Origin of the sequence: Pseudobacillus sp. FSL P4-0506 (assembly GCF_038003025.1) — a bacterium.
Taxonomy (GTDB): domain Bacteria; phylum Bacillota; class Bacilli; order Bacillales; family Domibacillaceae; genus Pseudobacillus.
This window is the reverse complement of sequence record NZ_JBBOOI010000001.1, coordinates 129,598-142,713: the sequence shown is the minus strand read 5'-3', so window position 1 is coordinate 142,713 and position 13,116 is coordinate 129,598. Positions and strand designations below refer to the sequence as shown.

At 40.5% G+C, this 13,116-nt stretch carries 12 protein-coding genes; 4 read left to right on the top strand and 8 right to left on the bottom strand.

Going from position 1 to position 13,116, the window contains the following annotated elements:
- Nucleotides 1–235: 235 nt before the first annotated feature.
- Nucleotides 236–418 carry an SE1832 family protein gene (locus tag MKZ02_RS00695; protein ID WP_120036064.1) on the bottom strand — a complete coding sequence of 61 codons (183 nt, stop codon included), beginning with the start codon at nt 416–418 and terminating at the stop codon, nt 236–238.
- A gap of 47 nt (nt 419–465) precedes the next feature.
- On the opposite strand from MKZ02_RS00695, the gene MKZ02_RS00690 reads away from it, so the two are divergent.
- A complete protein-coding gene (locus MKZ02_RS00690) occupies nt 466–1,587 on the top strand; it encodes an NAD(P)H-dependent flavin oxidoreductase (protein ID WP_340851346.1) in 1,122 nt (373 codons plus the stop codon).
- A 361-nt stretch (nt 1,588–1,948) separates the two neighbouring features.
- Here the strand turns inward: MKZ02_RS00690 and cls are convergent, their stop codons facing one another.
- Complete coding sequence (cls, locus tag MKZ02_RS00685) at nt 1,949–3,403, bottom strand: cardiolipin synthase (protein WP_340851345.1); 1,455 nt, start codon at nt 3,401–3,403, stop codon at nt 1,949–1,951.
- Between the two features lie 156 nt (nt 3,404–3,559).
- On the opposite strand from cls, the gene MKZ02_RS00680 reads away from it, so the two are divergent.
- Complete coding sequence (locus MKZ02_RS00680; protein ID WP_120036066.1) at nt 3,560–4,948, top strand: L-cystine transporter; 1,389 nt, start codon at nt 3,560–3,562, stop codon at nt 4,946–4,948.
- A gap of 178 nt (nt 4,949–5,126) precedes the next feature.
- Nucleotides 5,127–5,270, top strand: coding sequence for an Lmo0850 family protein (locus tag MKZ02_RS00675; protein WP_182917074.1), 144 nt, complete (start codon nt 5,127–5,129; stop codon nt 5,268–5,270).
- A gap of 149 nt (nt 5,271–5,419) precedes the next feature.
- Here the strand turns inward: MKZ02_RS00675 and MKZ02_RS00670 are convergent, their stop codons facing one another.
- From MKZ02_RS00670 to mgtE, 6 genes are all read right to left on the bottom strand, one after another.
- Nucleotides 5,420–5,998: a YqaA family protein gene (locus tag MKZ02_RS00670; RefSeq protein WP_340851344.1), complete on the bottom strand. Its 579-nt coding sequence runs from the start codon at nt 5,996–5,998 to the stop codon at nt 5,420–5,422.
- 85 nt (nt 5,999–6,083) lie between these two features.
- Entirely contained in the window at nt 6,084–7,247 is a 1,164-nt protein-coding gene (locus MKZ02_RS00665) for an MGDG synthase family glycosyltransferase (RefSeq protein WP_340851342.1), read from the bottom strand.
- Between the two features lie 14 nt (nt 7,248–7,261).
- A complete protein-coding gene (locus tag MKZ02_RS00660) occupies nt 7,262–7,858 on the bottom strand; it encodes a DedA family protein (protein ID WP_120036069.1) in 597 nt (198 codons plus the stop codon).
- Nucleotide 7,859: 1 nt separating this feature from the next.
- Nucleotides 7,860–8,576: a polysaccharide deacetylase family protein gene (locus tag MKZ02_RS00655; RefSeq protein ID WP_340851340.1), complete on the bottom strand. Its 717-nt coding sequence runs from the start codon at nt 8,574–8,576 to the stop codon at nt 7,860–7,862.
- A 166-nt stretch (nt 8,577–8,742) separates the two neighbouring features.
- Nucleotides 8,743–10,110 (bottom strand): hemolysin family protein, encoded by a 1,368-nt coding sequence (locus tag MKZ02_RS00650; protein ID WP_340851339.1) that lies wholly within the window; start codon nt 10,108–10,110, stop codon nt 8,743–8,745.
- Nucleotides 10,111–10,533: 423 nt separating this feature from the next.
- Complete coding sequence (mgtE, locus tag MKZ02_RS00645) at nt 10,534–11,892, bottom strand: magnesium transporter (RefSeq protein ID WP_340851338.1); 1,359 nt, start codon at nt 11,890–11,892, stop codon at nt 10,534–10,536.
- 190 nt (nt 11,893–12,082) lie between these two features.
- Here mgtE and MKZ02_RS00640 point away from each other — a divergent pair, with 190 nt between their 5' ends.
- On the top strand, nt 12,083–12,853 hold the full coding sequence (locus tag MKZ02_RS00640; RefSeq protein WP_340851337.1) for a hypothetical protein: 771 nt from the start codon (nt 12,083–12,085) through the stop codon (nt 12,851–12,853).
- Nucleotides 12,854–13,116 lie beyond the last annotated feature (263 nt).

Sequence of the window (13,116 nt, the reverse complement as noted above, 5' to 3'; positions counted from 1 at the left end):
AAATATTCATTCATTTGAATGATAGCATACGAGGTAATTACTGTATACTAAAGATTGTCTATAATTGCCAGTGAGGAAGAGGTATGGAGTGTATCAGTGCGTAGTGAAGCTTCAGAAGTACGGAGATGGTTTATTTTCAATAAAGGGGACTTCTAGCTTGCCCATTGCAAAAAAACCGTCCGGTTCAGCGGACGGTTGAAGGCAGAAGATAGCTTATTAAATTTGTTGGAGAAGTCTATTTGGAGAGAGTGGCAAGCTCTTCATTAAGCTCTTGCAGTTCCTTCTCTATGCGTATGAGCTGTTCTTCGGCTTTCGATACACCGTTTCCTGTAGACTCAAGTTTTTCAATGTCTCCTTGGATCCGAATGTAGTCCATTTTCAGTTCAGCGATTTTTGATTCAATTTCAGATTTTGTCATTCTTTTTTCTCCTTTATTATTTTCTTATATATTAAGGGAGAGAAAGAATGGATGGCAACTTTAAAGAATGGAGGATAATGATGTTTGGATTAAATCTAAAATTGCCGGTGTGGCAAGCGCCGATGGCAGGAGTATCCACAGCAGAGTTAACAGCAGCTGCTTCAAATGCCGGTGTGCTTGGCAATGTTGGTGCTGGTTATTTATCGGGAGAGCAAACAGAAGAATTTATCCAGCGTGTAAAAAGACTGACAAATGCTCCTTTTGGCGTTAACTTGTTTGTGCCCGGGCAAGTAAAGACAACCCATGAGCAAGTAACAGCAGCCCATCAGCTGCTTTCTCCGTTTCGCGAGCAGCTTGGTATAGCAGAAGACGTAGACAGCATCTCCTTTAGCCCTCCTGCTTTTGATGAGCAACTTGCTGTTGTTTTGCAAGAAAAGGTAAAAGTATGTTCATTTACTTTCGGGCTGCCGCCGAAAAGAGCAATAGAGAAATTAAAGGAAAACGGGATCATTACGGTCGGCACAGCGACAACAGTGGATGAAGCCCTTGCTTGCGAAAAGGAAGGGGTGGATGCTGTTGTAATCCAGGGGAGTGAAGCAGGTGGACATAGGGGGACGTTTCAGTCACCTGAGAGCTTGATTGGTTTAATGGCGTTGCTGCCACAGGCTGCTCAGGAAGTGCGCATTCCCGTTATTGCAGCAGGTGGGATCATGAATGGAAAAGGAATTGCAGCTGCCCTTTGTCTTGGTGCTTCAGCTGTGCAGCTTGGCACAGCGTTTCTAGTTACAGCAGAAAGCGGTGCCCATCCACTCCATAAAGAGGCTATTCTATCAGCGAAGGAAAATGATGCGGTATTGACAAGAGCTTTTTCTGGGAAAACAGCCCGCGGCATTTCCAATCGATTTATAAAGGAAATGCAGCAGCATGAAGAAGTGTTTTTGCCGTATCCACTGCAAAACACATTGACACAACCTATAAGAAAACAGGCGGGAAAACAAAATAACAAAGAATATTTATCTCTCTGGTCAGGTCAGGGGACAAGATTGAGCAAACAGCAGACTGTCAATGAATTGGTTGAGAGTCTAGTAGACGAAATGGACGCCTCTTTATTAGCAGCTAACCGGACAGTACAGAATATAAGAAGAGGCTCTCTAACAGAACCACAATAATCATGATAAGAAAACAAATAAAAAATCAGCCCATAAACGGCTGATTTTTTATTTATATATTTAATAAAATTGCACAAAGTCAAAAGCTAGATTTAAAAAGAATAGGGAATGAATAGCGACAAAGATTAATCCTTGTTTGTTTAATTTTTGTGTGATTACTTGATCCATATATATCACCCCGTTAAAAGTTTGTAGGTTTATTATATAACCATTTTCACAAAATTTCAAAACTTTTTTAACTAATTTGTCACATTTTTTTTTTGATTGGGCCTTGACTTATTTTTTTTATATGGGAATTGCATCCTTTTTTTCAAAAAGAAAGACAAAACGAAAGAGAGCAGAGGCTCTCTTTCGTTTTGTCTTATAAAATTGGAGATAGCAGCCTGGAAATGGATTCCTTAAATTTAACCATTGTTGTTCGGTTTTTATAAAGCTCTGGAGTGAGCTCAAAGCAAAGTTCCATATCTTTTTCAAATATCTCTGCTAGTTTTCGTCCTGTCTCATGGTGGTAAATAAAAGCATTCACTTCAAAATTTAAACGGAAGCTGCGTACATCAATATTGGCTGTCCCGACGGAACTTAGTTTTTTGTCAACAACAATTGTTTTTGCATGAATGAAGCCGGCATCATAAATATATGTTCTAGCCCCGGCTTTTATTAGCTCGCCGATATAAGAATAGGTAGCCCAGTACACAAACAAATGATCAGGCTTGTTTGGTATCATGATTCGAACATCTACTCCTGAAAGGGCAGCAATCCGTAAGGCGTCCAGCAGGCTTGCATCAGGAATGAAATAAGGTGTTTGAATGTAAACGGACTCCCGTGCTGACGAAATCATTTTGATATATCCGTTTTTTATTTGTTCCCATTCTGAATCCGGCCCGCTTGTCACAATTTGCATGGACACATCATTATTAGAAGGGCTGTTTGGAAAGTAAGTATCTGAGTAATGGATGTCATGGCGATCCGAAGCCTGGTTCCAATCCAAGATAAATCGAGTTTGAATTGAAGGGACAGCTGTCCCTTCAATCCGTAAATGGGTATCCCTCCAGTAGCCGAATTTTGGATTAAGTCCTAAGTACTCATCGCCAATATTGAATCCGCCGACATAGCCAATGTTCCCATCAATAATCGCAAGTTTACGATGATTGCGATAGTTGAGGCGCAAATTAATAAAAGGGATTTTTGAAGGGAAAAAGATTTCAACGATGCCGCCAGCTTCTATCAATTCTTTGAAGTGTCTTTTGTGTACACCCCGGGATCCCATTTCATCGTATAAAACCCTTACTTTGACGCCTTGCTTTGCCTTTTCTGTTAACAAATGAACAATTTCTGATCCGAGATCATCCACACGAAAAATGTAGTACTGCAAATGAATATGGTGTTTTGCTCGTCTGATATCTTGAAGCAGAGAATGAAACTTATCTTTCCCGTCGATGAAAATGTTCACATCGTTGTCCTCGGTTAGAATGGCATCGTTATTGCGCAGCAGCATATAGACTAAGTCCTCGTTTTCTTCAGTATGAGGGTTGCGAAAACGAAACAATTGATTTTTAATCTCACGCATTTGAGTTTGGATGGTTGATTCAATGCCAATTTTCACTTTTTCATCCCAGTCAAACAAATGCCGTCTGCTTAAATTTTGGCCAAAAATTAAGTAAAGAATAAAACCAAGGATAGGAATAAACAATAAGACCATCAGCCACGCCCAGGTAGCTGCGGCATCCCGTCTTTCCATAAAGATAACGACAATAGAAAAAGAAAAGTTCAACAAAAAAAGAGCGTAAGCAATCCAGCTCCACATATGTGCTTCCATTGTTTCCACCAGCTTTATCGATAGTATTTAGATCTATGTTAACAAGGAAAGATAAATATTTCTATAAGTCAAATTAGGAAGAGGAATGAAAAACCTACTTGACACATAGGAATAGATGATATAGGCTATTCGTTAGTGAAAAGGAGGAAAGTACCTATGAACTTATTTTTCATCATTATAAATGTAGTAGCCCTGCTTGTTTTGGCAGGTGTTTTATATGGGATGCAGAAAAAGCATATCTCGTTTTCAAAGCGAGTATTTACCGCTCTAGGAATGGGAATTGTCTTTGGTTTTATCCTGCAGCTCATTTATGGGTTGGAATCAAAAACATTACTCCAGTCTACGGAGTGGTTTAATATTATCGGCACGGGCTATGTCAAACTATTGCAAATGGTAGTCATGCCGCTTGTATTTATTTCGATTGTTTCTGCTTTTACAAAGCTCACTCTCACAACGAATCTTGGAAAGGTTGCTGGGCTGATTATCGGTTTGCTTGTTGGCACGACAGCTATCGCAGCAGCTATTGGGATCAGTGCGTCTCTCGGATTCCATCTTGAAGCCGTCCAAATTCAGGGGGGAGAAACTGAGCAGGCACGGGGAATGGAAATTGAGCAACAGTATTCAGAGATTCAAGATCAGTCCTTCCCGCAAAAAATTATTGAACTCATACCGGCTAATCCGTTCCTTGACTTTACAGGCCAGCGGAGCACTTCTACCATTGCCGTTGTAATCTTTGCGGCCTTCGTGGGATTCGCTTATCTTGGCATTAAAAGAAAAGAACCGGAACAAGCTGAATTTTTCAAGAAAATGATTGATGCCATTTACTCGATTGTCATGCGTATTGTGACACTTGTGCTACGTATTACACCTTATGGAATCTTGGCTATCATGGCAAAGACGGTAGCAACGAGCAACTTTACGGCCATTGCAAAGCTCGGAGAATTCGTCTTGGCTTCTTATATAGCGCTGGCTGTTATGTTTATTATTCACTTGCTTATTTTAACTCTCGTCGGATTAAATCCAATGACTTATGTGAAGAAAGTATTGCCTGTTCTGTCATTCGCATTTACTTCCCGCTCAAGCGCAGGTACATTGCCTTTAAATGTTAAAGCGCAAACGTCATCACTAGGTGTGCCTGAAGGGATTGCAAACTTTGCTGGTTCATTCGGACTATCAATCGGTCAAAATGGCTGTGCAGGTGTATATCCAGCTATGCTTGCTGTAATGATTGCACCAACAGTAGGTATTAATCCACTTTCTCCAACGTTTATTTTGACATTAATCGCAGTGGTAGCGATCAGTTCATTCGGAGTAGCCGGCGTTGGTGGCGGAGCTACGTTCGCAGCTATCCTGGTATTATCAACAATGAACCTTCCTGTAGCGCTTGCTGGTCTACTTATTTCGGTAGAGCCATTAATCGATATGGCACGTACTGCAGTGAATGTCAGCGGCAGTATGACAGCAGGGGTCGTAACGAGCCGTATCACCAAAGAATTAGATACGACTGTTTACAATGAAGAACAAAAAGAAGCCATTTACAGTTAATAAAGAAGAAGATAAAAGCCGGCATTGCCGGCTTTTTTTGTAAAACAAATTTGAGATTTAAGGGATTAACTGCCGGAGAAAGGGGAATGTTAAAATTAAATAATTAATAAATTTTTGAAACCATTTTTAATAGAACTCGTAGAAAAAGGAGTAAAAAATTTTTAAAGAGGTGTGTAAATTGGGGAAAGACCATGAAAGAGTGTTAAAAATGATCGACCGGCTCGCTCAATTAGGTGTTAAAGTGTCAAAAACCAAATCCCGCATCGAAGTGTTTAACTCTTTAAAAAGATATCAAGATTTAGTGGATCATGTAAAGGCCTGAAAATAAAAGAAGTACATAATGAAATATAAAACAACCCGGCTGCGTGTAGAACGAGCCGGGTTGTTTTTATGAATAAGCAATCTGAAATGTCTTTTGTCCCTACATACAGTTCCAAAGAAACAGTGAAGGGCTGCTTGGCCATTTCTTAGCTAGCTTGTTTTTTTCTTTTGAATAAAGTGGTAAATAAAGAAAATGATAACGATCAGTAATCCGCCTGCAATAGTTAGCATGGTAAAGTTTTCTTCAATAAATGGCTTAGCTTGCTCACCAAGCCAGAAAATAATGAGCCCTTCCAGGAAAAAGCGAAGCCCACGCCCGATGAGTGACCAAATGAGAAGAACTCTAATACGAATCTTTGCTACTCCGGCAAAGATTGTAAACACCTTATAAGGAATCGGTGTAAAGCCGGCAATTAAAATGGCAAGAGGACCATACCTCTTGAATAGATCTTCTACTTTTAAGATTAATTCCTCAGAAACAAATTTTAATAAAATGGGACGGCCAAGCTTACGTCCAATCAACCAGCCAAGCAGAGCGCCTAAGACAGAAGCAATCGTTGTATATAGCGCGAAAAGGAGGGCACGGTCAGGATCAGCAAGGGCCAACGGCAGCAAGATGACATCCGGGGGAATAGGAAAGAAAGAAGATTCCGTAAAGGCAACGAGAATTAACCCTAACAATCCATATTCCAGCAGCCACTCTTCCAGATGATGAATCAACTCAGACATGTAAAAGAATTCTCCTTTAATTAAATTAACCACAAAAATTATAACATTATTCATTTAGACGAACGAGCAAGAGCTCAGTAAAAAATCAGCCGAGATATGGATCCCAGGCTGATTCTTTTACTGAGGAGACGTAGGTTCGTTCTTTGCTTTTAAAAACGGCAAGTAAGCTGTTTTTTATTTCAGCATCTTTTTCTAAATGATAATAGGCAAGCCGCTTGCGCCATTTATTCATCTCTACCTCATTGTTAATAACATCGGTAATCTGTGATTCAATCGGCTGCTGTATATCGAGCTTATACACCAGTTTTTGAGTTCTCAAGTAATGGCAGTTAATTTCTTCCTGACCTGGCAAGGTGTCCATAATAAAGACAGGCAGGGACTTTTCCAGAACTTCCGTAATTGTCACTCCGCCTGGTTTCGTGACAATGGCAGAGGCTCTTTCGTAATAGAGATTCATTTGTTCGCGACAGCTTGTATAAGGAATAGCTTCTATTTTTTTATGGTGAAGAGAGCAGATATGCTCATATAGTTTTTGGTTATGACCGCACAGCACTTTGTAAGAGTATCGGAGCTCAGAGGCAGATAATTGTTCAATTAATGAAGTTAAGTTGCCGAGCCCGCTATTGCCACCTGCGATTAACACATAGCCTTCCGACAAGGGGCGTGAAGGCTTTTGGAAAAAGGGGTGTATAGGAATGCCAGTTACAAATATTTGCTCTTGCTTTAACGAATATACTTTTATGAGCTTCTCTTTTGCTTCCTGGTGCGGAACAAAATGAAAATCAATATATTTTTTTCCCCATATATCATTCATAAAGAAATCCGTATACACATTTACGACGGGAACGTTAACTTTCCCTCTCTTTTTAAGGTGATTCAGAAGCTTAGAGGGATAACAGTGAGTGCAGATAATAAAATCTGGTTGTTCTTTTTCAATGAATTTCTCCATCCGCCAGGCAAGATAGCTGTCCCAGAAGCAAAGAGAAGAGCCAGAGGACAGATCATCTTTTGGCTTGTGCGAATAAATAAAAGAATGATAAAATTTACTATACAGCGCTGGTTTGCGGCTAATCCACTTTAAATATGTGTTTGAAATAATGGCCTCTATGCCGCTATGAAAATGACTCAAACAGTCAACCGTCTTTACTTCAATTTCCGCTTCTATATTGGATAAATGTCCAATAATGGCCTCAGCCGCTTTATGGTGTCCAGAAGGCATGCGGAAGAGGGGCAGTAATAAAATTTTCATAGGCGAAAACTCCTTTAGCGTTCGGTGCTGGTAGCTTTGTTTTTAGACTTTCTCCATTTATATAGCAGCTGAATCAAAAACGCAATAAGAAAAATCGCACCGGCGATCGTTAAGTAAATAGGCTTAACTGTTATATACGAGCTAACAACATACCCAATCATTATATAAGATAATACCCATATAAGTGAGCCCAAAACAGAAAGGAGGAGAAACAGAAGCAAGGGAAACTTCGCTACTCCAGCAAAATAAGGATTGAATTGTCTTATTCCAGGAATAAAGAACCCGGTAAATAAGGATTTCTTCATATCCCAGTGAAGAAGGACTTTCCTCCATCTTTTTTTGCTCATACCCAAATACTTCCCATACCGATCAAGCAAAGGCTTCCCCACCTTGCGACCAAGCAGGTAGCTTGTCAGCATACCGGAAAAAGCACCTGCAGAGATGGCCAGCCAGGCTGAGAGCAGTGGAATGCCCTGATGTCTCGCCAGAATGCCTACGTAGACGAATAAGCTTTCTTCAGGAACCGGAATGCCCACAATACCGAAAAAACCAACAATAAACAAAATAATTAATCCATATTGAGACAGATAATCAAGAATTTGAGATTCCATATTACAGCTTGCTCCCTTTGAAGGCTTGTAACATAGTATGAATATTTACAAAGCGATAGTTAGCTGAATCTTTATCTGCCAGAAAGATTTCCAATGCTTTTAATGTGTTTGCCGGGGCATGTTCATCGGCTCCAAAAGTGGTACCGCTATCGTGCAGTGTAATAATAGCGCCTTGCTTTCGCTCTTTTCTTAGTTTGTCGGCGAGTGCAGCAGGTTGAACACTCTCCTTCCAGTCACCGGGAATAGCAGTCCACATAATGGTTTGCAATGGTCTGACTGTATGCAATGTAAGTAAGTTAAAATGTCCCCACGGTGGTCTATAGTACATAGTTGGTTCTCCTGTTATTTCCATAATTGTTACTTGTGCCTTTGCCAGTTGTTTTTTAAACATCAAGGGTGAGAACAGCCAATTGGATAGGTGTGTGTCGTTATGTATACCGATCGTATGGCCTCTCTTCTTGATCTCTCGGACAATGTCCGGATAGGCACGGGCTTTAGCACCCACAATGAAAAAGGTGGCTTTTGCATGATGTTTTTCCAATAAATCGAGCAACAGGGGGGTATACCTAGGATCAGGCCCGTCATCGAAAGTTAAAGCGACCATATTTTCTCCTGTTCCGCGTTTATGTATTCCTATTTCAAATACTCGGATGAAAACAGTAGCTCCGACCGTATAGATAAAAAGGAAAAGCAAGACCAAAGTTGTTAGTAATAGCACTTATTATCATTCCCTCACAAAGAAGTGTTGGAGCAACTTTTCATAAATTCGCCCTTTTATAAAAAACTCCTGCTAGATAAACACTTTCAGAATAAAAAGAAAAGAGAATGTGCCAGCTGTTGAGCCGGTTCATTCTCTTTTAATACCTACAAGTTCAAGTAGACAGCTATATTGCTTTTGATTCTGCTAGGGGAAGGGTGGATTGTTTAGTTGGAAGAGTTTGCTCCTCCAGCTGTACCTGTGGCTTTTTTCGCACTTCCACATATTTAATTTGATGGTCTTCCATCGCTTTGATTGTGAAAAGATAGCCCTCATAATCAATAATGTCCCCTTGAACGGCTTCGTAATTTTCCGTAAGAATCCAGCCGCCAATTGTATCGATATCCTCGTCTTCCAGTGCCAGATGAAGAAGTGTATTTACCTCATTGATCAGTACTTTGCCGTCTATAATATAATGAGTATCAGCTATTTTTTGGATGAGCGGCACCTCGTCTGTATCAAATTCATCCTGAATCTCTCCAACGATCTCTTCTAAAATATCTTCAATCGTGACCAGGCCAGATGTCCCTCCGTATTCGTCCATTAATACAGCCATGTGAATTCGCTCTTTTTGCAGTTTAACGAGTAATTCATGAATAGGAATGGAATCGATGACACGAATAATGGGACGTACGTATTGCTCGAGTAAAACGGGACCGAGTTCCTTTTGCTTAACATAGTCGGTCAGCACCTCTTTAAAATTAACAAGGCCAATCACATGATCTTTGTCACCATCAATAACGGGATAACGTGTAAATCGCTCCTCACGCACGACATCAATGAACTCCTGAATCGTCATTTCTTTAGACAGCGTGACCATTTCTGTACGCGGAACCATAACTTCTTTCGCGATCCGGTCATCAAACTCAAAAATTTTATTTACATATTTAAATTCAGAAGGGTTAATTTCACCGCTTCTTAAGCTTTCCGATAAGATGAGACGCAGCTCTTCCTCTGTATGCGCCACTTCATTTTCAGAAACGGGCTTTATGCCGAACAGACCGGTAACGAGCCGGGCTGTTCCATTAAGCGTCCATATAAAAGGGTACATGGCTTTATAAAATATGATCAATGGCCGGGCAAAGAAAAGCGTCAGCGCTTCTGCTTTTTGAATAGCCAGTGTCTTTGGCGCGAGCTCCCCCACCACTACATGAAGAAAAGTAATAATGAAAAATGCCGCTCCTACAATGATTACCTGAGACAAAGAGGAAGGGATGTGAAGAAGATCCATAAGCGGCTTTAATACACCGGCCATAGCCGGTTCTCCGATCCAGCCAAGTGCAAGGGCTGTTATCGTAATGCCAAGCTGACAGGCTGACAAGTATTCATCAAGGCTTGAAATAACAAGCTTTGCAGCAGGTGCTTTTGGATGGCCTTCTTCCAGTAATTGATGAATCCGCGAGCTGCGGACTTTAACGATGGAAAATTCTGAAATAACAAAAAACGCAGTTAGAGCTATAAGGATGACGATGAACACCAGGTTAAATATGTCCAAATAGTTTCCTCAGTCCGCCGAGGGGCGGACAAGGAGTCACCTCCTGTAGAGTAAAGTTACCTGATTGCAAAAGCCAATCTTTCACTTCAACGAGCCGCATCTTCAGTGAGACGGGCTTATGGGAGAGCTCATATTGAACCTTCATTGTCCCATCGAATCACCTCTTAACGCACTTAAATAGTTATCAATAGTATAATAAATACTGATTTTTCAGTCAAATCAAAGATACTACTTTATATGCTAGGCGAGAGAAAAATATGCCTCAGACTGTTAAGAAGCGCTTGCTTTTTACCTGTCTGCGAGGTGTTTTTATAACCACTCCGCTTCTTGTCGAGTTTCAAGCTTTGAAAGAAGTTGTTTCTAAACAGCCTGAGAATGCCAGCATAGGTTTTATTTATACACTGGCAGATGTTAGTCCACTTGTTACATTAATTGATGCAGAAACCATGAGGCGATGGAAAAATAAATAATTAATGAAAAAATATCATTGATTGTCGTAATAAGCGGCCCGGACGCTACAGCCGGATCGATATTCAACTTGTAAAGAACTAATGGAATCACTGTGCCAGAAAGCGTTCCGATAATAAGCGTTAAGAGTAGGGAAGAGCTGACAACCACTCCTAGTATGGCGTTCCCTTGCCAAAAAAAGGCGATCAGGAAAATTAAAATAGCACATACAATACCTATAATAAAGCCCACGCCAAACTCTCGAGCGACAAGGCTCATCACCGTCTTCATATCAATGTCCCGGGAGGCGAGGCCACGTACAACAACAGCGAGGGATTGAGTACCTGTATTACCGGTCATGCCGGAAATCATCGGCATGAAAAAAGTAAGGGCCACTACTTGTTTCAGTGTGTCTTCAAAGCCTGAGATAATGCTTCCGGACACAAGGCCGATAAATAGAAGTAGAATAAGCCAGGGCAGCCGACGGAAAGCGGCAGTGGAAGCTTTTGTGTCAAAGTCAATCGCTTTACCAGAGGCAGAAAGCTTTTCAATGTCTTCGTTCGCTTCCTGAATGACGACATCAATAATATCATCAAACGTGACAATTCCAACAAGCACATCCTCGTCATTGACGACAGGAATAGCCAGAAAGTCATAACGCTCGATTAAACGGGCAATTTCTTCCTGATCCGTGTAAACGGAAACAGAAATCACCCGTCCATACATGACATCACTTACCTTTTCACTGGCGTCAGCTAAAAGCAGGTCGCGGTAGGAAACGACACCGACAAGCTTTTTTTCAGCATTAATAACATACAAATAGTTTATTGTCTCAGCAAACTCTGCAAAGGTTTTTAATTTATCAACTGCTTCCCGCACTGTATAAGTGTCTCTAATCCACACGAACCGGTTTGTCATGAGCCGGCCGGCAGTTTCAGCAGGATAAGCCATCATGCTTTCGATGATAGTCGACTCTTCTTTTTTCATGCCCGCTAAAAACAGTTTAATTTTTTCAGGGGACATATCGTCCAGCAGGGAAGCCAAATCATCGTTATCCATGTCATCAAGAACTTTTCGGGATCGCTCTTTTCCTACTTTTTTCAGTACATCCAGCTGATTTTCATTATCAAGTTCCTGGATCATATCCGTCAAAATAGGAATGCTGAGCTGAAGCAAAAATCTTGTCTGATGTTTTTCAGGCAAGTTTGTATAAATGGCTGCCATATCATAAGGATGCAGTTCGTCCAGCAGTTTTTGGAGCTCCTTCTTTTTTCCTTCTTTTAACGCTTTTATGATAAGAAGAGTCATTTGATCTTCAGTTAAATTTGTCAGCATAAGCATCCCTCCTTGGTGAAAAAATCATTCTTTCCTATTATAAAACGAACAGAAAAGGAAAGTGAAAAAAGAATCACATATTTATTAGATTTTAACATACGAGTTTTTGATTTCTTTTGCTAAAATAGAAAGTATAACATATTGATGCGGAAAAGACGTCGTAATTTCGAGAAAATCGGGGGGCATCGCTTTGAAGAGCCAAGGGACTATGAAAGAGCTTATTTATGTTCACTTAAATACAGCTCACCAATATGCAATTTCATATGGTATTGATTTTCATGATTTTGTTCGGAGCCTTTCTCAAGAGCTGAATCATTTATTGCTTTTGAAGCATGAATACAGCGAGGCGGGTTTTAATATGCATACGAGGTTTAATTACGTGGACGCAGAAGAAGTTAAGAACCTTCTTAAAGAACCGATTGCTGAATACGGCGACTTCTGCTGGCTGGATTTCGATGATATGGAAGGACTTAATGAGCTAGAGGGTCGAGAGATTGCCGAGCTACTTTACCTTGGCCATTGCAAGCATCATTTGCGGGTCCCTTTTTACAGTAAATTGAACAATCGCTATGCTTATCTTTCTGAAGAAGATGAATGGTTTAATAAAACATATTATCGTTATCTTCCTGATTTTTATTTTATGCTCGGGCAGGCCATTTCGTTCAAGCTCGGCTACTTTCGCAGCGAGAAGTCTTTTTTTGCCTTGCGAAAAGGTAATTCTTTTCCGCCTGTTCCAAAAGAAATGGTTGCTTCTTTTACAGATAAAATGAAAGAAGGCATGGTCATTTCTTTGACGAAGACGGTGCAAAGCAGAACAAAGGTAGAAGTGCCGGTATGGGTAGTAGGAGATTACATTAATATGGACGAAATGTTTGATGAATATGTAAATTGTTACAAACAGCCGCCAGATGGCCACTTTGAATTTGATAAAAAGACTCGTGAATGGAGTGTGTATTTTTAAGAAAGGAAAAGTCCTGAATCAGTCGTTGGATGGCTTATTCAGGATTTCTTTTTAGAGGGAGTGTAAAAATAAAGAGGAATTGAAGGCGAAACTTCCGCCTTGTTGTGGAACCTCGCTTGCAGAAGCAGCGTTTTTTCAGGTAGAAGGATAAGCATGAGCTCTGGCGTATTAAACGCATAAGTATCAAATAGGAAGAATAATAATCATTAATAAAAACTTTGACAAATAGGCTCAAAATTCACCAACTTGTCTGTCTCATGTCG